This is a genomic window from Novosphingobium aureum (genome assembly GCF_015865035.1).
In the GTDB taxonomy this organism is placed as follows: Bacteria; Pseudomonadota; Alphaproteobacteria; order Sphingomonadales; family Sphingomonadaceae; genus Novosphingobium; species Novosphingobium aureum.
The window spans coordinates 1,156,940-1,177,523 of the sequence record NZ_JADZGI010000001.1; the positions used below are offsets into that span (position 1 = coordinate 1,156,940).

A 20,584-nucleotide genomic window follows, 5' to 3' on the forward strand; every position below is an offset into this window, starting at 1 on the left:
AATCATGCGGCTGCCTACCGTGCCCCCTCGCGGGCGGTGTGCTGGTGATCGGAGGAGGGGCGCAATGACTGCGATAGTGCTTCCGGCGCGCTGTGATCGCGCGGCGGCTGAAGTGCTCTGGCCCGAACTGGTTGGTGCCATGGGCAATGGGGCTACCCGAATCGATGCGAGCGGGGTGGAGCATGTCGGGCAGGCGGTACTGCAATTGCTCGTATCCGCGCGGCGCAGTGGAGGCGGTGCAGTGATAACGGCTTCGCCTGCTTTGCTCGAGGCCGCCCGGCTGACCGGACTGGACGATGAACTATTCGAGGATGGTGAGGTATGAGCCCGGAGGAAATTCAGCAAATTTTCTTCGTCGAGTGCGAGGAATCGCTCGCGGCGGCTGAGGCCGGGCTAGCTGCATGCCAAGCAGGAACTCAGGATTCCGACACCGTGAACGCGGTGTTTCGCGCCGTACACTCAATCAAGGGGGGCGCAGGGGCGTTCGGCTACAGCGCGCTTCAGGCATATACTCATACGTTCGAGACACTCTTGTCCGACGTGCGCGAGGGGTTGGTGGTGTTAGCGCCGCCGTTGATCGAGTTGCTGTTGCGCGCGCTCGACACGCTCGCCGACCATGTAGAGGCGGCTCGCGAGACAACGCCCGAGCCTGACGACGCGGGGCTGATCAGCGAGATGGAAGCGGCTATGGCCGCCAACGCAGACCAAGGCATGGTGTCTGGCGACGGCGATGAGGAAGGCGATGGCGTTGCAGCCGGGCCTGTCTCTTTGCGCGAGTTGCCGCCTGTGCAAGTGGACGTAGCAGAGGAAGAAGGACGGGAGGCTGATCTCGATCTCGATGCTCTGCTGGATGACCTCGGTCTGGACTTTGGTGGCAGCGGGCCTGTTAGTGAGGGCGATGTGCCGGACACCGATGGGGGCGAGGCTGGGTTGCATGTGCATGTTCGCCCCCGTGCCGGCGCGATGCGCAATGGTTCGGAGCCCTTACTGATGTTGCGCGACATGGTCGCGTTGGGCGGGCACTGTATCGACTGTGATGTCTCGCAAATTCCCGCGCTCGATGGGCTTGATGTCTCGCAAGGTTATCTGGGGTGGACGTTCGCGATGCCATCTGGTGTTGAGGAAGATGCGGTCCGCGACATCTTCGACTTCATCGGCGATGACTGCGCGCTGACTTTCGGGCGCGACGCGGTGTTGCCGCAGGTGGAACTCGAAGGCACTGGCGTTGTGAGCGCAACTGCTGTCCCGGGCGATACACCGCCAGCGACAGCGCACAGCCCGACCGAGGTCCAGGTGGCTGAGCCTGCGGTAAAGGGCGAGGACGAACCCCGGGCTGGCCCGGGAGCCGTACCGGCTCCGCCGGCCGCTGGCCAATCTATTCGGATCGACCTTTACAAGCTGGATCGCCTGATCGACCTAGTCGGCGAACTCGTGATCGCGCAGGCCATGCTGGTGCAGCGGCTCGAGGGGGCAGGAATAACCGCCAGCGAGGAACTCTCGCTGCTCGAAAGCCTCACGCGCGATATACAGGAATCGGCGATGTCGATCCGTGCGCAGCCGATTGCCTCGGTGTTTAGCCGGGTGCCACGTATCCTGCGCGACCTTGCCAGCACTACCGGAAAACATGTCAAGCTAGAGGTTTTCGGCGAATCGACCGAGTTGGACAAGACCGTGATCGAGCGCCTCGGCGAACCGCTCACGCACTTAATCCGCAACGCCGTTGACCATGGTATCGAAAAGGCAGAGGACCGCATCGCTGCGGGCAAATCCCCAGAAGGTACGCTGACGCTATCGGCTGAACACCGCTCGGGGCGGATACTGATCACCATTGCCGACGACGGAGCGGGCATCAACCGTGAGCGTGTGCTGGCCAAGGCCATCGAGAAAGGCATCGTTGCCAGCGAGGCACAGCTCACCGCCGAAGAAATCGACAACCTCATCTTCGCGCCTGGTTTTTCGACCGCGCAAGTTGTTTCGAACATTTCGGGGCGCGGCGTGGGCATGGATGTCGTACGCCAGAACGTGAAGGACTTGGGCGGGCGTATCACCATCGATTCTACACCTGGGAGGGGTACGGCCTTCATCCTGACCTTGCCGTTGACCCTGGCAATCTCGGACGGGATGATCGTCAATGTCGCCGACCAGACCATGGTCGTCCCGCTGGCACATGTTGTGGAAAGCTTGCGTCCGGGCGAAGGAGACGTGAAGGGGCTGGGATCGCACCGACAGATGCTCAACGTGCGGGGTAAGTTCATCCCAGTAATTGCGCTCGGGGCATCGCTAGGCGCCGAACGGGGCGGGACCGATCCGGAAAAGGGCGTACTTATCGTTGTTGATACTGAGAGTGCCGGACAGGCCGCGCTTCTGGTCGACGATATCCAGGATCAGCGCCAATTCGTGATCAAGAGTCTCGCGACCAATTTCCGACCGGTCGATGGTATCGCAGGGGCAACGATCCTGGGTGACGGCCGCGTCGCGCTGATTGTCGATGTCGATGGACTGGTGGCATGCGCTCTGCCTTCGCATGAAAGACAGGCCGCGTGACGGCGCAGTCTTCGACCATCTCGACAAGCCTGTACGATCCGATCCCGGGTGTCAGCCCCGACATCTATAGCGGTAAGGACTTTGCCCAGGTCGCGCGGATCGTTTACGAGGCAGCCGGGATCGTATTGCCGCAGGGCAAGGCGATGCTGGTCTATTCGCGGCTTGCTCCGCTGGTACGCGCAAGCGGGCTGGTGACGTTTGGCAAATATATCGAATTGCTTGGAAATGATCGGGCTGAGCTTGACCGCACGGTTGCGGCGCTGACGACCAACCATACCTTCTTCTACCGCGAAGCGCATCACTTCGAACATCTCGCCCAAGTCGTGCGTCCGCAGGTTCTATCCCAGCTTGAAGCGCGCCGGCCGGTGCGCTTGTGGTCGGCGGGATGTTCGAGCGGGGAGGAGACGTGGTCGATCATCATGACCTTGTTGGGGCCTGATCGAGCCATGGGGCAGCAGATTGCGCGAGCCGACATCAGGGCACTCGCGAGCGACATTGCCCCGCACGCGATAGAACGCGGCAGCAAGGCGGTCTATCCTGCCAAGGATATGGCGCCCGTTCCCGCGGCACTGCGCAGCGCCTGGACTTCATCAGTAGGCGACGATGAACTGACAATCGCAGAACCGGCGCGCTCGATCGTTCGCTTCCGTCAGCTCAATCTGCTCGGGCAGTGGCCGATCAAGGGACGCTTCGATTTCATCTTCTGTCGCAACGTAATGATATATTTCGATACGCCGACGAAGGAGCATCTGGTCCAACGCTTCGCCCAAGTCCTCGCGCCGGGGGGCTTTCTGTACATAGGTCATTCCGAGCGTGTCACCGGGGCAGCGACGCAGATGCTCGAATTGGTGGGACCGACTATCTATCGCAGGAGCGGGCCATGAGCGTGCGCGTTCTCATCGTTGACGATTCCCCGACCATGCGCGCGATTCTGATGTCGCGCTTGCGCGAACAACCCGACATTGAGGTCATTGCCACAGCTTCGAACGCGGCCGAGGGGCGCGAACTCATCAAGCAGCACGATCCCGACGTCGTAACCCTCGATATCGAGATGCCAGGCATGAACGGGCTCGATTTTCTCGAGAAGATCATGACTTTGCGCCCTACGCCCGTGATCATTGTCTCGGGTGCGACCCAGGAGGGCAACGAGGTTACCGCTCGCGCGCTCGCGCTGGGGGCCGTGAATTGTTATGCCAAGTATGATCCCAGTGGGAAGCTTGCGTTGCAGGATAGCGGCGAACTTGCCCGGATGATTCGCGATGCTGCGCAAGTGCGCTTTCGTAAGCCCGGGCGGCCAGCGCCGGCGGTGGCTGAGGAAAGCCAACGCTCGATCCGGCGCGATACGCGTCTGATCGCGATAGGTTCCTCAACCGGCGGGGTCGAGGCGCTACAGGTGCTGCTGCGCGAGTTTCCGTCAGATTGTCCACCCACGCTGATTGTGCAGCACGTCAATCCACGCTTCGCTCCGGCGATTGCGCGGACGCTCGACAAGGCGTGCCCCGCACGTGTGTGCATCGCGGTCAACGACATGCCGCTTCAGTCAGGCCATGTTTACGTCGCGGCTGAGCCCGATCATCACCTGACCGTGCGCGGAACCAGCACTCTTTATGCCAAGCTGCGCCGGGGGGAGCTGGTTACCGGGCATATCCCCAGTGTCGATGCCTTGTTTGCGTCTGTGGCTCAGTGCGTCGGTTCCAATGCGGTGGGCATCCTTCTCACCGGCATGGGGCAAGACGGGGCCAAGGGGCTGCTCGCGATGGCTCAGGCCGGTGCGCATACGATCGCGCAGGACGAAAACACCTGCACAGTTTTCGGAATGCCGCGCGCGGCGATCTCGCTTGGTGCGGCGCGGGTCGTTGCCCCGATCAACCGGATCGCACGCCACGCTCTCAACAAGGCTGCATGATGAGCTCCAATCTTGATCTGAACAAAAGCGGCACGATCAAACTGACGGTACTGCAGGGTCAGTACAAGGTCAGCTCGGGACCAAAGGTCGAATTAGGCACGGTGCTTGGATCGTGCGTGGCGACGTGCCTTTACGATCCGGCGATCGAACTGGGGGGAATGAATCATTTCCTGCTGCCCGAACCGCCAAGCAGCCACAATCGCGGCGAAGTCGACGTGCACTACGGTGTCTATCTGATGGAGATGCTGATCAACGAGATGCTCAACTACGGTGCGCGCAAGGATCGCCTGAGGGCGCATCTCTACGGTGGCGCCAACATTCGTAGCGGCATGCAGCAGATCGGCACCGCGAATGCCGAATTTGCCCGCGGTTTCCTCGTGCGCGAGCGGATCGAGCTGGTGCGCGAAGATCTGGGCGGCACCAATGCGCGTCGCGTCGATTTCCGTCCGTCGTCGGGCATGGTTCGATGCCGTACCGTCGCCAGCTCCGATGCCCCCGAGGCAAGGCCGCAACCCGTATTCCGTCCGGCTCCGCGCGGCGAAGTCGAAATGTTCTGAACCAGAGAGGCACTCGATGTCCAAGTCTACCCGTATTCTCACCGTCGATGACAGCGCGTCGATGCGTGCTTTGCTCAACCATGCGCTGTCGACCAATGGTTTCGACGTGTCGCAGGCCGACGACGGTGTCTCTGCGTTGGAATGGCTCGCGGTGAACGAGGTTGATGTCGTGATTACCGACATCAACATGCCGCGCCTCGACGGCTTTGGCCTCATCGAACAGGTGCGCGGCGGCACGCGCCACCGAGACCGCCCGATCCTGGTGCTTACTACCGAGAGTTCGGACGAGAAAAAGGCGCGGGCACGTGCAGCCGGGGCCACCGGCTGGATCGTAAAGCCGTTCGATACGGAAAAGCTTGTCGCGGCTGTCCGCCGTGTCGCGCACTGATCACTCTAGCAAGGGAGCCGGTCGATGTACCGCGAACTGATTACTTTCGAAATTGCCGGGCAGATCTTCGCGCTCGACATTATGGCGATCCGTGAAATTCGCGCCTGGACGCCGGTAACGCCGATGCCGCGCGTACCGCATTTTGTCGCCGGGGTGGTCAACCTGCGCGGCACAGTCCTGCCCGTCATCGACCTTGCCGCGAGGCTTGGATGGCAGCCGACAGAGGCGACGCCGCGCCACGCGATCTTAGTGTGCCAGGTCAATGGCCAATCACAGGGGCTGATCGTCGACTCAGTGAGCGATATCGTCGGGCTTAATACGGAAACCCTGCAACCTGCACCGACGGCAGGGCATGACGAGGTCGTGCCGTTTCTCGAAGGGCTGGTCGCAATCGAGGAGCAGATGGTCATGGTGCTCGACCTCAATGCGTTGAGTGCCTCGGGTGACATGGCCTTTGCGGCCTGATCTCGAGTGGCCAAAGCGATGCATGAGCCCAAATTTACCGCGATGGCCGAAGTGCTGACCGAACTGGGCACCGAGGTTGAGGCTCTGGGCGAGGTCTTGTGCCGGGACGAGGACTTCGCGGCACGCCACGTTCGTGAACTTCAGGCGATCGATCTCATCGCTCAGAAGCAGCGTGCGTTGGCAGCGATCCTCGCGGCCGGGTTCAGTGAGACCGAGATGCGCCGGATCAGCCTTGATGCCCTGCGTCAACGTTTCTGCGGTTTTATGGATGACAGTGCGACGTGCTGCGAAGTGCCGATCGAGGGCCGCGACTGCCAGCCGGATTCGCTGGGTTTGTGGGACTGAGGTCCGGTCTTGCGGCAGCATTTCTGGGGGCATGCCCACATTATTCAGGATCGGCCGGCCAAGGGCATTGTCCGCGTTGACTGTTGTCTTGCTAGATTGGGCGACCACTCCTAGGTCCTTGGCCATGAGCCAGGACCCCGCGCCCGACGATCGCCGTCATGCCCCAGCTACCCTGCGAAATCGCGACCCGATTCTCGAGCAGCTGCGAGCCTGCCTTCCGCCCTCCGGGCTCGTCCTCGAAGTGGCCAGCGGCAGCGGAGAGCATGCGGTTCATTTCGCTGCAAGCCTGCCGGGCATAGTCTGGCAACCGAGCGATCCGGATCCCGTGGCTTGCAGGTCGATTGCGGCTTGGCGCGTCAGCGAGGGGACGTCCAATCTGCTCGCCCCGATTACGCTTGATGCGGCCAGTACGGACAGCTGGTCGATCGAGAGTGCAGATGCTCTGGTGTGCATCAACATGGTGCATATTTCACCCTGGGCTGCCACGCTTGGGCTCTTCCAAGGGGCTGGACGTCTGCTGACGTCAGGATCGCCCCTGGTCCTCTATGGTCCCTATCGCCGTACGGGACATACGCTCGAGCCCAGCAACGCAGCTTTTGACGAAGATCTCAAGCGCCGCGATCCGCGCTGGGGATTGCGCTTGCTCGAAGACGTACTCGGCGCTGCTGCTGAGGCTGGCTTTACTGAAGATGTCGTGCACGAGATGCCTGCCAATAATCTCATGATTGTCCTGCGCAGGACCTGAACTGGAATTCCTTAGGCCTCGCGTGCAGCTATACGACGCAGTAGGCGCGGCAAAATCGCGAGCTGTCCCGCAGCTCGGGCGATGAAGAATACGGTAAAGGCAAGCCACAAGCCGTGGTTGCCGAGCGGTTGCGCCAGCCACAATAGCATGGCGTAGCAACCTATGGCGAAAAGCATGGTGCCCAGCATGGCCCGGGTCCATGCGGCCCCGACGAAAACTCCGTCGAGTACGAACGAGGCGAAGCCTGCAAGTGGCAGAAGAGCTACCCAAGGCGCGTACGTCGCGGTCAAAGCGCGCACCTGGGGGGCGGTACTGAACCATGCGGTCAGATCACGTGCCGCAAAGAAATAGGTTAAAGCCAGCCCTGTGCCGAGGAGCCCGCCCCAGCTCAAGGCAAGGCGTAAAGTCGCACTCAGGCGCCTGCGATCGCCGGCACCTGCAGCTTCTCCGCAAAGCACCTGGGCCGCATTCTCGAAACCGTCCAGCAGCAGCGTCGCCAGCATGAATAGCTGGAACAAGATGCCATTGGCCGCAAGCGTTTCGGGTCCGGAGCGCGCTCCGATACGTGCGAAGAGCATCATGGCCCCGGTCAGCAGCAGCGTCCGGGCGAACAGGTCGCGGTTGAGCGCAAATAGCCGGGCCAGTTCACGTCGTTGCCAGGTGGACTTGCGAACGAATGCCTCGAACGCCTCGTGCGCTGCGGGATAGCGAGAGGCAATGGCGGCAAGCAGCAGGAGCTTAAGCGCCTCGGAGAGCAGTGTCGCGAAGGCAACTCCCTCGACACCCCAATCTACAACCAGGACGAGGAGAAGATCTAGCGCGATGTGTACGATGTTAGCGCAGACTTCTACGAGGAGTACTTGCCGTACCTTGCGCTGGCCAACCAGCCATCCGACTAGCACGCAGTTGCTCAGCCACAGTGGGGCTGCCCAGTAGCGGATCGAGATGTAATGGTCTGCTTCTGTGCGAAGCGGATCTCTTGCGTCGAGAAGATCGAGGCCTAGAAAGATGGCGAAAGGCTTGATCGCAATCAGCACCATGCCGATGCCCAGAGCGACCGCAATGGCACGGCTGAGGGTTTCGGCGCGCGCACTTATGTCGCCGCGGCCACCGGATTGCGCGGTGAGAGCGACAGTACTGGTACGCAGGAAGTTGAATACGTTTAGCAGGCCGATCATGAACTTGGCGCCCAGTTCAACCGCGCCCTGAGCTTGAGCATCGCCGAGCCGTCCGATCGCCCACATGTCGGCCAGCCCGAAAAGTGCGGTTGCCAGGTTGGTAAGCATCGCGGGCAGGGCAATGCTCCAAAGCAATCTCGAACGATTGTGTCGTGAGGCGTGCGAGATTGCGGCCGGAGAAGGTTGCTTGTTCATTTGCTTGCGGTAACTGAATAGTTTGCCTGACGCGAAAGCCCAAGCGAGGTGGTGTGGGCAAATCGAGAAGCCGGAGCGGCATCGGCATCCATGGGGCAATCCCGGAGACGAGACAGTCTTGATCTGGACGCGAATCGAATCACAGTTTCCGCAACGACGGTGATCTCGGGTAAAATACTTGTTTGCCTGTACACACATCTGGCTGGCTTGGGCTTGTATGGATACTCAAGCGAGTGTTTGAATGTCAGTTGCAAGAGGCTGCAAATGCTAGGAATACGCTCGCTTCAGGCTCCCCCGGCGGGCCATTTCTAAGAAATGCAAGCGCCTGAAAAAATCGGCGCGCCGGGAGGGTTTCCCCCGGCGCGCTCTCTCCCAACCCGTTTAAGATCACTGGTGATCTTTCGCGATCACCTTGCAACATTATGGGGTTCGAGAAAAGCGATATTTGCACGAAAGCTTGCGTGAAGCGTCATTCGCTTTCGCATGGCAGGACGGCGTTCTTGGACCAAGCACCATACGGGTATGCCCTTAGCCTGCGGTCACGGGCCTCTCGCGGTACGCACCTTACGTCCCGTTCGGACCATGCCGCCAGCCCGCTGCCAATGAGACCAAGGTACAATTGCTCATGGAGCTACGGGAGAAATCTCTGCAACTTGGTTCAGGAGACGGTCGATATCGACCGGGTGCGCGAGTCCGGTGCCAGCACGAAGGACTGCCGCCGAACCGGCTGCAAGACCAAGGCGAAAAGCCTCGCCGACATCATCCCCGCGGGCGAGAGCAAAGACCATGGCGGCGACAAAGCTGTCGCCTGCACCAACCGCGCTTGCAGCCTCGATCTGCAGGCCCGGCAAGATTGCGGTGCCCTTGCGATGAGCGAGAATCGCGCCGCGATGACCCATTGTTACTGCAACGTATTGCGCCTTGCCGGCATCGACGATTGCTCGGGCAGCTTCGGCGATGGCTTGGGGATCGCCGAGTGCGCGCCCGAGGTAATCCTCGAGTTCGCCCTGGCTTGGCTTCACCAGCATCAGTCCACCCGCATCCAGAGCATGCCTTAGACCCTTGCCTGAGGTGTCGAGGACGACTTCCTTGCCTTGCGTCCGCAATGCCTTGCCGAGCATCGCATAGTAATCGTCGGGTGCGCCCGGTGGCAGAGAGCCGCTGATGACGACGATCGGCGCCTTGTCGACAGCGAGAGCTTCGCTGCAGGCTTCCCACTCGTGGCGAGAAAGGGTTGGTCCCGAGGGGGTGAAGCGATATTCCTTGGCGGTCTCGCGTTCGAGCACGGCGGAGGCGATCCGCGTGGGGCCGTTGATGGGAATACGCGTGCGTACCAGTTGATGCAGGTCGATCAGGCCGTCGAGCGCCGGTCCCGTAGCGCCCCCGCTCATGTAGAAGCACCTGGCATGTCCGCCCAGCCTGACGAAGACCCGTGCGACGTTGATGCCGCCGCCGCCCGGTGCATACCATTCGTTGTCGGTACGCATCTTGTGGGTGTGCCTGACCTTGCCGACATCGTAGGAAACGTCGATTGTCGGGTTCATGGTCAGGGTGGCGATGCTCTTCATCGAAACCTCTCCGGTGCTTTGCTTGGTGGCCAGCAGCGTGCACCGTGATCGCTGTGATTTCCATGGTCACGATCAATTCGTGATTTGTGATGTTCCGGCTACCGAAGTGTAGCTCTTTTCGGCCAGGTTTGACGTGAGGCTTCAGGAATTTACGGCCTGCATCGTTTCTTGGCTGGGAGGCTGTGCCGGACGACCGAAGAAATAACCTTGCGCCTCGTCGCAGCCCTCGGCCAGGAGAACAATGAGGTGTGCCTCTGTCTCGACTCCCTCGGCAAGGACCGGAATGTTCAGGCTTTTGCCCAGCGCCAGCACGGCACGAATGATCGCGCGGGCCTCGGGGCTGTTTTCCGACTTTATCAGGAAAGACTTGTCGATCTTGATCTTGTCGAAAGGGAACGAATGCAGCGTATCGAGCGAGGAATAGCCGGTTCCGAAGTCATCGATCGCGACGTTCACGCCCATCGCCTTGATCTGGCGCAGGCAATGTAGCGCGCGCAGTTTGTCGGCGATGATCGCTGTCTCGGTTATCTCCAGTTCGAGACGGTCAGCTGCAAGGCCGGTTTCGACGAGGGCCTTGTGGATTACATCGACAAGGTCGGCCTGGAGGAACTGCACGGCGGACAGATTGACTGCAACCTTGAGCGGGGCGGACCAGCGGCATGCCTCGCGGCATGCCTCACGAAGGACCCATTCTCCGATTGCAAATATTGCGCCGCTTTCTTCGGCGACGGGGATGAACTCGTCCGGAGAGACAAGCCCGCGGCGCGGATGTCGCCAACGTAGCAGTGCCTCGTAACCGCTCAAGTCGCCCGAATGGAGCGAGCGCTGCGGCTGGTAGAGCAGGTGCATTTCTCCGCGATCAAGTGCGTGGCGTAGATCATGCGCGAGTTCGCGCCTCTTCCGGGCGATCTCGTCCATGCCTGGCTCAAAGTAGCATGCTGTCTCGCCGCGCATCGCCTTGGCACGGTACATGGCGAGGTCGGCGTTGTTGAGCAGGACTTCGCGGCTGAGGCCGTCCTGTGGGTAGATCGCGACACCAAGGCTTGCCCCGATGCTGGTACTCGGGTGGTCTTGCGCTCCTTTGATGCAGGCCTGGATGCGTTCGATGAACATGGCCAACTCGCTATCGTCACAAAAGATCTTCGCAGCCGCGAACTCGTCTCCGCCCAGGCGTGCGACGACCTCGCTTTCGTGACTTTCCTGGATCAACTTGGCACCGATCGCTTGAAGCAGGCGATCACCCGCCGCGTGGCCCTGAGTGTCATTGATTTCCTTGAAGCGGTCGAGGTCGATGGCGATGACCGCAACGCGCGTGTCGATTTGGTCGGCTAGGGCGAGCTTGGCTTCGAGGCGTTCAATGAAGCGTGTGCGGTTTGGAAGACCGGTCAGGACATCGTGAAGGGCCATGTGCTTGATGCGCTCTTCGGACTGGCGCTGCAGAGAGATGTCGTTGCAGGTCATGACCCATCCGCCATCGGATAGCGGACGGTGCGCGACCGAGATCGCCTTGCCTTTTCCGAACTCGACCACGATCGGCACCTGAGCGGGGCTCCTGAGCGTTTCCTTGAGCATCTGGCGATATTGCAACAAGGCGGGCACAGCGTGCTCTTTGCCATCCGGGTTCATGAAGCCGGCCTCGACCAAGGCCGCGAGTGACGTACCAGCCTGGGTATCTTCGATTGCGAGGCCCCAGAACTCGCGGAAGCGCTCATTGCAAAGGACCAGTTCGTGCTTCGCGTCGAACAGGCACAGGCCCTCGTGCATGTTCGACAAGGCGGTGTCGAGCCGGACCGAGGTAAGTGCCACAAGATCGCGGGCCTGCTTGAACGAACTCACGTCGCGCATGACCATCGAATAGCCCAGCAGCTCGCCATCATCGGCCCGCGTTGCCTGGATCGTGCCGTGCCCCCAGAAGGTCGAGCCATCACGTCTGCGCCACAGGCATTCACCTGAAGACGTGCCATGGCTACGGGCATGGGCTAGGGTCAATGCAGGCAGATCGTCGGCAATGTCGTCGATGCAGAACAGGCGTGCGAGCGGCATGCCGATGATGTCCTGCTGCGTGTATCCGGTGAGGTTGCATGCGCCGGTATTCCACTCGCAGATACGCCCTTGGGCATCGAGTAGTATGATGGCGTACTCTGCTACCGCACGGACGAGCCCAGCGAACTTACGCTCGCTGTGATCAATGGCCTTGTCGGCTTGTCGTCGTACGAGGCCGAGGATGATACAGAAGGAGAAGACTGCCAGCGAACCCGCGCCGATCAGCAGGGCGAGGATGGTTGGCGAGATGGTCGTTGTCGGCGCTGCACCGCGCGAAGGCGTCAGGGTCAGCGCAGCCATGCCAAACAGGTGAAGCAGCAATATGGCGATGGTGGTCAGGATAGCCGCACAAGCGGTTCTTAGATAATTATTGAGGGCGCCAAGGGCCATTGGAATGGCTGGATAGAGAAGGGTGGCCGGCAGGATCAGCGAGATCGCAATCAGTGTCGAGTCCCAGCGGATCAGGCCGGGCATGTCCAGCGCACTGACTCCGGTGTAGTGCATGGCACCCAATCCGACTGCAATGATGGCGCTCGCCAGCATGCGATGGGATGGGGCGCGGACAAAGCCTTCGAGCGCCATGGTGCAGGTCAGCAATGCAAGCATGAGCGAGGCGAGGGTCAGCGGCGCGGCGCTATCGACACCTTGTGCAGGCAGGAAGCCGATAAAGGCGACATAATGTGTGCACCATGCGCCGAGGCCCAGTGAGATGCCGGCCATGATCGACCAGTTGCGCTTCCCGATGTTACTGGCGCTGCCCGCCTGTCCCAGCAAGATGGCCGTGGTGAACGACGCGGTCGCACAGATAAGTGCGGCAAGCGCGAGCAGCTCAGTGCGATGCTCGCTGCCAATACAGGTGTAGAGCGCGGAGAACGGGTGCAGGAGGGTACTGCCCATTGCACAATGCTGCGCCAAACGCACTTGCTGCGCGGCTAAGCTGGATATGCGCAGATTCTCGTGGCTCAGGTGAAGTCACTGCCGTGCGCTATCCTGTGTACGAGTAGTCGTGACAGATTTACACAGCCGAAGGTGGCTGTGCTGCAACCTCACTCCCGCCCGATGCGGATCTGCCTGGTCAGTGTCTCGTCGAGGGCGGAGAGAAAACGAGAGCGGTCCTGTTTCGAGAATGGCGGCGGACCGCCGATTGCATCGCCGCCAGCACGCAGGTCAGCCATGATCGCGCGGGTGGCGATGGCCCCGCCGATCGAAGCCATGGTGAAGGGCTTGCCATTGGGGGCGATCACGCTTGCACCGGCCTTGAGGCAGCGGTCGGCAAGAAGGATGTCGGCTGTGATTATGACGCTGCGGGCCGAAGCGTTTTCTGCGATCCAATCATCGGCGGCATCGAAAGCGTCGCTGACGATCTGGCGTTTGATCAGCGGGCTTTGCGGGATACGGATGATGGCGTTGCTGACGACGACGACCGGCACCTTGTAACGCGCGCTGACCTTGTAGATCTCGTCCTTGACCGGACAGGCATCGGCATCAACGAGAACGCGGATTTCGTGTGTGCCTAAGCTCACCCGCACTGGCCGCGATGAAGCAGCTTGTGGTCGGCCAGCACGAGCGCCATCATCGCTTCGACGACCGGGACGCCGCGAATGCCGACGCAGGGGTCGTGCCGGCCCTTGGTGAAAAGTTCGGTCGCTTCGCGCTCACCCTTCTCGTTGGGCCGGGTGACGGTCGGCTGCGGCGTGAGGATGGAACTGGTCGGCTTGAAGGCGACGCGGCAGGTGACCGGCTGGCCGGTCGATATCCCACCGGCAATGCCGCCCGCGTGGTTGGCCAGAAATTCGGGCGCACCGTCCGGGCCGGTCTCCGTGTTCGGCTGCATCGGGTCGGCGTTGCCCTCGCCGGTCAGGCGGGCGGCTGCGAAGCCGTCGCCGATCTCGACGCCCTTGACCGCATTGATGCCCATCATCGCGGCCGCAAGGTCTGCGTCGAGCTTGCCGTAGAGAGGAGCGCCCCAGCCTGCGGGTACGCCGCTGGCATAGCATTCCACCACTGCGCCGACCGACGAGCCGGATTTGCGCGCATCATCCACGATCTTTTCCCAACGTGCCGCTGCGGCAACATCCGGGCAGAAGAAGGGGTTGTTGGTGATCTCGTGCTCGTCGAAATTGGCCGGGTCGATCATGTCGCCGCCGATTTCGGAGACATAAGCGCAGATCTTTACTTCGGGAATGACTAGGCGGGCAAGGGCGCCTGCTGCGACACGGCTCGCGGTTTCGCGTGCCGAGGAGCGCCCACCGCCACGATAGTCGCGAAAGCCATACTTGGCATCGTAGGCATAATCGGCATGGCCCGGGCGATAGGCGCGCGCGACATCGGAGTAGTCCTTGGAGCGCTGGTCGACATTCTCGATCATCAGCGAGACAGGCGTGCCGGTGGTGCGCTGCACGCCATCGGGAGCCTCGAACACGCCCGAGAGGATACGTACCTGGTCGGGCTCCTGGCGCTGCGTGGTATATTTCGACTGACCCGGGCGGCGGGCATCGAGGAAGGGCTGGATCACGTGCTCGTCAAGGGCGAGCCCCGGCGGGCACCCGTCGACGACCGCCCCGATGGCGGGCCCGTGGCTTTCGCCCCAGGTGGTGAAACGGAAAAGGCGGCCGAAGGTGTTGACGGACATGGCTTCGCGCTTTGTCGTGGACGCACGCATTTGTCCAGCGTTTGCGCTTGCCCACTCCACGTGGGCAGCGCATGAAGCGCGCCCATGTTCCTCGTCGTCTTCCGCAACCGCAAGCGCTCCGACATCGATGCACTGGCCTATGCGCGCGATGCCGAGGCAATGGAAGCGCTTGCCCGCGCGCAACCCGGTTTCCTTGCGTTCAAGAGCTATGCGAGCGAGGATGGCGAAGTTGTCGCCATTTCCGAATGGAGCGACGCGGCCGCAGCACGCGGCTGGGGGCGTCAGGCCGAACACGCTTTGGTCCAGGGCCGCGGACGTGCGGCCTATTATGAGAACTACACCCTGTTCGCCTGCGATTCGCCACGCATCCACGGCTTCGACAGGCGCGAGGAATGTGAAGAGGACGCGAAACGGTGAACCTGGAATTTTACGGCATCCCCAATTGCGAGCAACTCCAAGGGGCTGTAGGCGAAAACGCCGTGTCGCGGGATCTCCGATGAAGCGCGCTATACTCAGCGTAACGGTGCTCGCGCTCTTAGCTGTTCTCGTCACGTTGACCCCAATAGGGCCGATCTTCGTTTACGGTTGGCTTGTCCCAGTTATCAGTCCCCTATTGCCCAAGCCTGCTGGTGTGCCTTCACACGCGAATGCTGAATATCACTGGAAAGGATTTGGCCTCGCATGGGAGTGGGAGGACCAAGTGACGGACGGCTGTGCGAGCTGGCTAGCGGCAGATAGTTTTGGTGGTCCCGTGCGGACGCTCTACATTTACGATGAACCTGATGGATGCGGCGCCAACTCAATCTCTATGAGCCGCCTCTCGTTTCTCGATCATACGACCTATGGCAACAAGGGGCATGATTGGCCGTACGAAGGATGCTCATACAAGATCGACGATGCAACAATCGAACGATACCAACTTCAGATTGAAGAATTGTTGGATGCAAATGACGGCGTTTTGGAGCGTGATCTCTCGATGTCGATGCTCTCTGAGATCGAGCGGATCGATGGGTCAGCATTAGTTGCGCAGCAGTACGGTTGCCGCGCAGCAAAGTAGCGTTCGACTTCGTTTTTGGCATCTTCGATTGCACCACAATTGGATATGTCGCTGAGAAAAAGGGCCAATCAATCAATGGCTAACCTAAGAATGTATGGAATTAGTGGGTGCGATACAGTGAAGAAGGCGCGCAAGTGGCTCGAGGCCCGCGAGATCGAATACACCTTTCACGACTACAAGAAGGAAGGCGCTGACGCCGACAAGCTGAAGGCGTGGATCGCCGAGGCGGGCGTGGAGAGCGTGCTCAACAAGCGCGGTACCACCTTCCGCAAGCTTTCCGATGAAGACAAGGCGGACATCGATGCAGCCAAGTCCGTCAGGATCATGGTCGAGCATCCCAGCTGTATCAAGCGGCCGGTAGTGGAGCATACGGGCGGGGTTCTCGTAGGCTTCAACCAGCTCCAGTGGGAAGCCGTTCTGGGATGAGCGCGGCGCAAGCCTCCGTTGTCGAGTGGATGACGGCGGCGGAGTGGACAGCAGCGGGGCTGGGCCTGGTCAACATCGCCTTGCTCGTGCGGCGCAGTGTCTGGAACTATCCCTTCGGCATGACCATGGTCACGCTCTATGCTTTCGTTTTCTGGCATCAACGGCTCTATGCCGAGGCCGGACTACAGGGGTTCTTCTTCCTGGCGCAGGGCTGGGGGTGGTGGTTGTGGCTGCGCGCTCTGCATCGTCAGGGCGAGGCTTCGGGGCAGGGCGTGCCGGTGCGCTGGCTTGACCCGATGAGCCGGCTGGTCTGGCTGGTGGCGACCCTGGCGCTGGCGCTCAATCTGGGACTGGTACTCAATCGCTTCACCGATGCAGCGATGCCCTTCGCCGATGCCGCCATCGCCGGGGCGAGCGTGACCGCGCAGGTCCTGCTCGCTTTTCGGCGGGTGGAGAACTGGATCGTGTGGATCGCGGTCGATGTCGCGGCCATCGCGCTCTATTTGAATCGAGGGCTCTATCCGACATCGGGACTTTACCTGCTGCTGCTGGTAATGTCGGTCTTCGGCTTGATCGAGTGGGTTCGCGTGGCGCGCGCGGATGCGGCTTCGAAGGCCGGCAATACGGCATGATCACGTTGTGCCTCCATGGGGCGGAAAGCACGGGCAAGTCGGTGATCGCGGACAAGCTCGGTCTGCCATGGGTGCCCGAGTACGGGCGCACCTACTGCGAAGCGCGCGGTACGGACCTGACGATGGACGATCTGCTCGCTATCGCCGAGGGACAGGCCAGGGAGAACGCGAAGGCCATGGCGAGGGGGGCGTCGCTGCTCGTTCTCGATACCGACCAGTTGATGACGGCTGCCTGGGCGCAGATGCTGTTCGGACAGGTGCCACCAGTCCTGCTGGAGTACCCCAAGGCGGATCATTACCTGCTTTTCGAGCCCGATGTACCTTGGCAGGAAGATGGCACGCGCATGTTTGGTACTGACGCGCGCCGCGCCCGTTTCGCCGGGATTTGCGAGGCAATACTGGAACAGGCCGGAATGCGGTTCACCCGGATTGCCGGCGACTGGGAGAGCCGTGAAAGCCAAGTGCGCGACGTAGTTGCCCGGTTCACATCGAGCTGATCTCAGCTTTCGACCGCAGTGCCGAAAAGTGCAGCTGCGATGCCCAGAAGCGTGAGAAAGCCGAACCCGAAGCAGCGTATGAAACGCCCGGCCGGATCGCCTCCGTACCATGCTCTTAGCGCCGCCAAGGCGCTTTGTATGGCGTAATAGAGCGCGAAGGCGCGGCTGGCGTAGCTGACGATCTGAAACACGTCGGCGAGCCAGGTAAGGGCCAGCCCCGCACCGACCAGTGCGAGATAGGTGGGTTTCATCCCGGCCTTCTGGCGAGTGAGTTCCGCGACCAGTCCGCCCGAACCGTTGGTATCCGCTACCGCAGCGCTGAATTGCGCGCTGAGCGCTGCGAGGATCAGCAGCGGACCGAGCACTGGCGAAACCTGCCGCATGAGGTCTATGATTGCAGTGTCGTCGAGCTCGAAAGTCCCGCTTTCGAAGCTGACTGCGAGCAGCACGACATAGGCAAGATAGATCAGCGTTGCGATCCATTGCGACAGCCGCATGGACGCCTCGCGTTCGCTTGCGGAATAGTGGCCTCCGAGATAGCGGGAGGTCTCGAAACCCTGAACGGTGACGATCAGGCCGAACATGAGCTGTATCGATCCCGCGAGGCCAAGTTTCATTCCGCTGGTGTGCAGGTGATGACCATCCCATTCGATCTGCGCATGGACCGCCAGCGCCGCGACCAGCGCGGCGATGACCACCAGCTTGATAGAGACCGTGAGCTGCTCCATCCGTTCGAGCAGCGAGAACCCGCGGGTCAGACCGGCAGTGAGGATCAGGCCATAGGCTCCGGTGGTGATCAGTCGTCCCAGCCATTCGGATGGCGCCCCGAATATGCGCGCGGCGAATGCACCGAAAAGGTTGAGGTAATAGGCGACTGAGATCACGTAGGCGAAAGCCAGCGCCCAGCTCGATGCACGTTCAAGCGCCCCGGCCAGCGCGGTGTCCGCGTCCGGTTCGTCGATGCGCTCGATATTGTAACGGATCGCTGCTCCGAACAGGTAACCGGCAAGGCACAGCACCGCCATGGCGAGGATGGCCCAAGTCCCGAAATTGTCGGTCAGGATCGGCCCCAGGATCAGGAAGCCACTTCCGATGATCGAAGCTAGCGGCGTGATCGTCGCGCGCCAAAGGCGTGCGCGAGCGAGCCGGGGCCAGAACAGCAGGGCACCCACGCTCAAGCCCGCCACAGCCATGGCGATGTCTATAGCCGGCAGGTCCATCGCGATCGTGCCTGTTTCTTGTGAGCTGGCCCGGGGATCAGGCCTTGCGCGCGGTCACGATGTAGTTGAGCGACAGGTCCTCGGCGAGGTGCAGTCCCTTTGTCGGAGACCAGGCAATGCCGGTGGGCTCACCCAGATCGAGCCCGGCACTGGCGGCGAGTTCGGCAAGTTCCTCCGGGGTGACGAACTGATTCCACTCGTGCGTGCCGCGTGGGACTTTACCGAGCCGCTCGGCAGCCTCGACCAGCAAGAGGCGCGATCGCGTGGTGCGGTTGGGGCATGAAAGGATCATCAGCCCTGTGTCAGAAAGTCTCGAGGCGAGGGCGTTGACGAAAGCCTGCTTGTCGGCAACGTGTTCGAGGACCTCCAGCGAGCACACGAGGTCAAACGCGGGTGCCTCGAGCGCTGCGAGCTCGCCATGGCGATAGTCGATCGCAAGGCCCATGGCCCTGGCATGGCTACTGGCGGCAGCGATGTTCTCGGGGGCAGCATCAAGCCCGGTGACCGCAGCGCCGAGACGGGCGAGGGGTTCGCACAGCAGCCCCGCGCCGCAACCGGCGTCCAGAGCCCGGCGCCCCTCGAGCGGTCGCAGCTTGCGCGAGTCGGTGCGGAAATGCGCATCGATAGCCTTGCGGATGTAACCAAGGCGGACCGGGTTCAATTGGTGCAGCATTGCCGAAGAACCCGCAGGATCCCACCATTCGGCAGCAAGTTTGCCAAAGTGCGCAGCCTCCTCGGGGCGGATCGTGGTGGCGTCGTTCATTGTTGCCGGAATATCGGTTGCAGTTGCATTGTTCATGACTCCCCCGTAACAGCGCGCCCGAATCTTATCCATATCGCAGGCGCTCGGAAATTTTTTGGCGTCTGCAGCCTTCAGGGGGGAGCAACGGCACCTTGGCACGTATCGTGATGAAATTCGGCGGCACCTCGATGGCCGGCACCGAGCGCATCCGGCGCGTGGCGGGCATCGTCAAGCGCCAGCAGGAGGCCGGGCACGAAGTTGCCGTGGTCGTCTCGGCGATGGCCGGCGAGACCGATCGCCTGGTCAACTTCTGCCGCGAGGCGAATGCGCTCTACGATCCGGCCGAGTACGACGTTGTCGTCGCCTCGGGCGAACAGGTAACCTCGGGCCTGCTTGCGCTGACGCTGCAGTCGATGGGCTGCAAGGCGCGCTCGTGGCTGGGTTGGCAGGTGCCGATCAAGACCGACAGCGCTCATGCCAAGGCGCGGATCGAAGAGATCGATTCCGATGCCCTGCTGGCCTCGATGGGGGCAGGCGAGATCGCGGTGATCCCCGGCTTCCAGGGTGTTACGCCCGAGAACCGGGTAGCTACGCTCGGTCGCGGCGGCTCAGACACTTCGGCAGTAGCCGTGGCTGCTGCCGTCAAGGCCGATCGCTGCGATATCTATACCGATGTCGATGGCGTCTATACCACCGATCCGCGCATCGTCGCCAAGGCGCAGAAGCTGCCTCTGGTCACATATGAGGAAATGCTCGAGCTGGCCTCGGTTGGCTCGAAGGTGTTGCAGACCCGTTCGGTCAGCCTCGCGATGAAGGAGAACGTGCGCGTGCAGGTGCTCTCTTCGTTCATCGACGAGAGCGCTCCGCCGGCGGATGATCTGCCCGGCACGATGATTGTCAGCGATGAGGAATTGGAAGAAAGCGATATGGAACGCCAGCTGATCACCGGTATCGCCGCCGACAAGAACGAGGCGAAGGTCACCCTTACCCGCGTGCCCGATCGTCCGGGCGCTGTCGCCTCGATCTTCACCCCGCTGGCCGAGGCGAACATCAACGTCGACATGATCATCCAGAACGTGGCGAAGGACAAGGGCGAGACCGACGTCACCTTCACCGCGCCGATGGCTGATCTCGCGCGCACGATCTCGATGCTGGAAGAGCGTCAGCAGGAAATCGGGTTCTACCGCATGATCTCGAACGACAAGGTCGCTAAGATTTCGGTCGTGGGCGTTGGTATGCGCAGCCATGCCGGCGTTGCCTCGACGATGTTCAAGACGCTGGCTGATCGCGGGATCAACATCCAGGCGATCTCGACCAGCGAGATCAAGGTGTCGGTCCTGATCGATGCCGACGAGACTGAGCTGGCGGTGCGCGTCCTGCACTCGGCCTACGGCCTCGACGCCAAGGGCTGACGCCCCTGGCTTATGCTCGCGGCTGACGAAGC

The 20,584-nt window shown here is 61.5% G+C and carries 22 protein-coding genes; 15 read left to right on the plus strand and 7 right to left on the minus strand.

Annotated features, from left to right (window positions below):
- Positions 1 to 4: 4 nt before the first annotated feature.
- The 9 genes from I5E68_RS05470 to I5E68_RS05510 all read left to right on the plus strand — a co-directional run bounded on the left by I5E68_RS05470 (position 5) and on the right by I5E68_RS05510 (position 6,950).
- Positions 5 to 325 carry an STAS domain-containing protein gene (locus I5E68_RS05470; RefSeq protein WP_502243827.1) on the plus strand — a complete coding sequence of 107 codons (321 nt, stop codon included), beginning with the start codon at positions 5 to 7 and terminating at the stop codon, positions 323 to 325.
- The gene (locus tag I5E68_RS05475; RefSeq protein ID WP_197161719.1) at positions 322 to 2,544 is read left to right on the plus strand and encodes a chemotaxis protein CheA; all 2,223 of its coding nucleotides are present in this window, start codon (positions 322 to 324) and stop codon (positions 2,542 to 2,544) included. The genes I5E68_RS05470 and I5E68_RS05475 overlap by 4 nt, the downstream gene beginning before the upstream one ends.
- Positions 2,541 to 3,428 (plus strand): CheR family methyltransferase, encoded by an 888-nt coding sequence (locus I5E68_RS05480; RefSeq protein ID WP_323982094.1) that lies wholly within the window; start codon positions 2,541 to 2,543, stop codon positions 3,426 to 3,428. Before I5E68_RS05475 ends, I5E68_RS05480 begins: the two co-directional genes overlap by 4 nt.
- Entirely contained in the window at positions 3,425 to 4,450 is a 1,026-nt protein-coding gene (locus I5E68_RS05485) for a protein-glutamate methylesterase/protein-glutamine glutaminase (protein ID WP_197161722.1), read from the plus strand. The genes I5E68_RS05480 and I5E68_RS05485 overlap by 4 nt, the downstream gene beginning before the upstream one ends.
- A complete protein-coding gene (locus I5E68_RS05490) occupies positions 4,447 to 5,007 on the plus strand; it encodes a chemotaxis protein CheD (RefSeq protein ID WP_370463727.1) in 561 nt (186 codons plus the stop codon). The genes I5E68_RS05485 and I5E68_RS05490 overlap by 4 nt, the downstream gene beginning before the upstream one ends.
- A gap of 16 nt (positions 5,008 to 5,023) precedes the next feature.
- The gene (locus tag I5E68_RS05495) at positions 5,024 to 5,395 is read left to right on the plus strand and encodes a response regulator (RefSeq protein ID WP_197161728.1); all 372 of its coding nucleotides are present in this window, start codon (positions 5,024 to 5,026) and stop codon (positions 5,393 to 5,395) included.
- Between the two features lie 24 nt (positions 5,396 to 5,419).
- A complete protein-coding gene (locus I5E68_RS05500) occupies positions 5,420 to 5,860 on the plus strand; it encodes a chemotaxis protein CheW (protein WP_197161731.1) in 441 nt (146 codons plus the stop codon).
- Positions 5,861 to 5,866: 6 nt separating this feature from the next.
- Positions 5,867 to 6,205 carry a hypothetical protein gene (locus tag I5E68_RS05505; RefSeq protein ID WP_323982095.1) on the plus strand — a complete coding sequence of 113 codons (339 nt, stop codon included), beginning with the start codon at positions 5,867 to 5,869 and terminating at the stop codon, positions 6,203 to 6,205.
- A 124-nt stretch (positions 6,206 to 6,329) separates the two neighbouring features.
- Positions 6,330 to 6,950, plus strand: coding sequence for a DUF938 domain-containing protein (locus I5E68_RS05510; RefSeq protein ID WP_197161734.1), 621 nt, complete (start codon positions 6,330 to 6,332; stop codon positions 6,948 to 6,950).
- A gap of 11 nt (positions 6,951 to 6,961) precedes the next feature.
- Here the strand turns inward: I5E68_RS05510 and I5E68_RS05515 are convergent, their stop codons facing one another.
- From I5E68_RS05515 to aroC, 5 genes are all read right to left on the minus strand, one after another.
- Positions 6,962 to 8,323 (minus strand): MATE family efflux transporter, encoded by a 1,362-nt coding sequence (locus I5E68_RS05515; protein ID WP_228726841.1) that lies wholly within the window; start codon positions 8,321 to 8,323, stop codon positions 6,962 to 6,964.
- Between the two features lie 623 nt (positions 8,324 to 8,946).
- Positions 8,947 to 9,891 carry a 1-phosphofructokinase family hexose kinase gene (locus tag I5E68_RS05520; protein ID WP_197161737.1) on the minus strand — a complete coding sequence of 315 codons (945 nt, stop codon included), beginning with the start codon at positions 9,889 to 9,891 and terminating at the stop codon, positions 8,947 to 8,949.
- A 141-nt stretch (positions 9,892 to 10,032) separates the two neighbouring features.
- Positions 10,033 to 12,831, minus strand: a complete 2,799-nt coding sequence (locus I5E68_RS05525; RefSeq protein ID WP_197161740.1) for a bifunctional diguanylate cyclase/phosphodiesterase — start codon at positions 12,829 to 12,831, stop codon at positions 10,033 to 10,035.
- A 149-nt stretch (positions 12,832 to 12,980) separates the two neighbouring features.
- A complete protein-coding gene (locus tag I5E68_RS05530; protein WP_197164595.1) occupies positions 12,981 to 13,436 on the minus strand; it encodes a YaiI/YqxD family protein in 456 nt (151 codons plus the stop codon).
- A 17-nt stretch (positions 13,437 to 13,453) separates the two neighbouring features.
- A complete protein-coding gene (gene aroC, locus I5E68_RS05535) occupies positions 13,454 to 14,566 on the minus strand; it encodes a chorismate synthase (RefSeq protein WP_197161756.1) in 1,113 nt (370 codons plus the stop codon).
- Positions 14,567 to 14,650: 84 nt separating this feature from the next.
- Between aroC and I5E68_RS05540 the strand changes: the two genes are divergently transcribed.
- The 5 genes from I5E68_RS05540 (at position 14,651) to I5E68_RS05560 (ending at position 17,178) form a co-directional block, all read left to right on the plus strand.
- Positions 14,651 to 14,983: an antibiotic biosynthesis monooxygenase family protein gene (locus I5E68_RS05540; RefSeq protein ID WP_197161759.1), complete on the plus strand. Its 333-nt coding sequence runs from the start codon at positions 14,651 to 14,653 to the stop codon at positions 14,981 to 14,983.
- A gap of 79 nt (positions 14,984 to 15,062) precedes the next feature.
- The gene (locus tag I5E68_RS05545) at positions 15,063 to 15,623 is read left to right on the plus strand and encodes a hypothetical protein (RefSeq protein WP_197161762.1); all 561 of its coding nucleotides are present in this window, start codon (positions 15,063 to 15,065) and stop codon (positions 15,621 to 15,623) included.
- A 75-nt stretch (positions 15,624 to 15,698) separates the two neighbouring features.
- Entirely contained in the window at positions 15,699 to 16,049 is a 351-nt protein-coding gene (locus tag I5E68_RS05550) for an ArsC family reductase (protein ID WP_197161765.1), read from the plus strand.
- The gene (gene pnuC, locus I5E68_RS05555) at positions 16,046 to 16,681 is read left to right on the plus strand and encodes a nicotinamide riboside transporter PnuC (RefSeq protein ID WP_228726842.1); all 636 of its coding nucleotides are present in this window, start codon (positions 16,046 to 16,048) and stop codon (positions 16,679 to 16,681) included. The genes I5E68_RS05550 and pnuC overlap by 4 nt, the downstream gene beginning before the upstream one ends.
- Positions 16,678 to 17,178 (plus strand): AAA family ATPase, encoded by a 501-nt coding sequence (locus I5E68_RS05560; protein ID WP_197161768.1) that lies wholly within the window; start codon positions 16,678 to 16,680, stop codon positions 17,176 to 17,178. Before pnuC ends, I5E68_RS05560 begins: the two co-directional genes overlap by 4 nt.
- A gap of 2 nt (positions 17,179 to 17,180) precedes the next feature.
- Here the strand turns inward: I5E68_RS05560 and I5E68_RS05565 are convergent, their stop codons facing one another.
- Both I5E68_RS05565 and ubiG read right to left on the minus strand, forming a co-directional pair.
- The gene (locus tag I5E68_RS05565) at positions 17,181 to 18,398 is read right to left on the minus strand and encodes an Aq_097 family APC-type transporter (protein WP_228726843.1); all 1,218 of its coding nucleotides are present in this window, start codon (positions 18,396 to 18,398) and stop codon (positions 17,181 to 17,183) included.
- A gap of 37 nt (positions 18,399 to 18,435) precedes the next feature.
- Entirely contained in the window at positions 18,436 to 19,197 is a 762-nt protein-coding gene (gene ubiG / locus I5E68_RS05570) for a bifunctional 2-polyprenyl-6-hydroxyphenol methylase/3-demethylubiquinol 3-O-methyltransferase UbiG (RefSeq protein WP_197161771.1), read from the minus strand.
- A 95-nt stretch (positions 19,198 to 19,292) separates the two neighbouring features.
- On the opposite strand from ubiG, the gene I5E68_RS05575 reads away from it, so the two are divergent.
- Entirely contained in the window at positions 19,293 to 20,552 is a 1,260-nt protein-coding gene (locus tag I5E68_RS05575) for an aspartate kinase (protein ID WP_440590236.1), read from the plus strand.
- The last annotated feature ends 32 nt before the right edge of the window (positions 20,553 to 20,584 follow it).

Excerpts from the sequence above, each read along its gene's own strand:
- I5E68_RS05470 (WP_502243827.1), top strand. The coding sequence starts at position 5 with ATGCGGCTGCCTACCGTGCCCCCTCGCGGGCGGTGTGCTGGTGATCGG.
- I5E68_RS05475 (WP_197161719.1), top strand. The coding sequence starts at position 322 with ATGAGCCCGGAGGAAATTCAGCAAATTTTCTTCGTCGAGTGCGAGGAA.
- I5E68_RS05485 (WP_197161722.1), top strand. The coding sequence starts at position 3,425 with ATGAGCGTGCGCGTTCTCATCGTTGACGATTCCCCGACCATGCGCGCG.
- I5E68_RS05490 (WP_370463727.1), top strand. The coding sequence starts at position 4,447 with ATGATGAGCTCCAATCTTGATCTGAACAAAAGCGGCACGATCAAACTG.
- I5E68_RS05495 (WP_197161728.1), top strand. The coding sequence starts at position 5,024 with ATGTCCAAGTCTACCCGTATTCTCACCGTCGATGACAGCGCGTCGATG.
- I5E68_RS05500 (WP_197161731.1), top strand. The coding sequence starts at position 5,420 with ATGTACCGCGAACTGATTACTTTCGAAATTGCCGGGCAGATCTTCGCG.
- I5E68_RS05510 (WP_197161734.1), top strand. The coding sequence starts at position 6,330 with ATGAGCCAGGACCCCGCGCCCGACGATCGCCGTCATGCCCCAGCTACC.
- I5E68_RS05515 (WP_228726841.1), bottom strand. The coding sequence starts at position 8,323 with ATGAACAAGCAACCTTCTCCGGCCGCAATCTCGCACGCCTCACGACAC.
- I5E68_RS05520 (WP_197161737.1), bottom strand. The coding sequence starts at position 9,891 with ATGAAGAGCATCGCCACCCTGACCATGAACCCGACAATCGACGTTTCC.
- I5E68_RS05525 (WP_197161740.1), bottom strand. The coding sequence starts at position 12,831 with ATGGGCAGTACCCTCCTGCACCCGTTCTCCGCGCTCTACACCTGTATT.
- aroC (WP_197161756.1), bottom strand. The coding sequence starts at position 14,566 with ATGTCCGTCAACACCTTCGGCCGCCTTTTCCGTTTCACCACCTGGGGC.
- I5E68_RS05540 (WP_197161759.1), top strand. The coding sequence starts at position 14,651 with ATGTTCCTCGTCGTCTTCCGCAACCGCAAGCGCTCCGACATCGATGCA.
- I5E68_RS05545 (WP_197161762.1), top strand. The coding sequence starts at position 15,063 with ATGAAGCGCGCTATACTCAGCGTAACGGTGCTCGCGCTCTTAGCTGTT.
- I5E68_RS05550 (WP_197161765.1), top strand. The coding sequence starts at position 15,699 with ATGGCTAACCTAAGAATGTATGGAATTAGTGGGTGCGATACAGTGAAG.
- pnuC (WP_228726842.1), top strand. The coding sequence starts at position 16,046 with ATGAGCGCGGCGCAAGCCTCCGTTGTCGAGTGGATGACGGCGGCGGAG.
- I5E68_RS05560 (WP_197161768.1), top strand. The coding sequence starts at position 16,678 with ATGATCACGTTGTGCCTCCATGGGGCGGAAAGCACGGGCAAGTCGGTG.
- I5E68_RS05565 (WP_228726843.1), bottom strand. The coding sequence starts at position 18,398 with ATGGACCTGCCGGCTATAGACATCGCCATGGCTGTGGCGGGCTTGAGC.
- ubiG (WP_197161771.1), bottom strand. The coding sequence starts at position 19,197 with ATGAACAATGCAACTGCAACCGATATTCCGGCAACAATGAACGACGCC.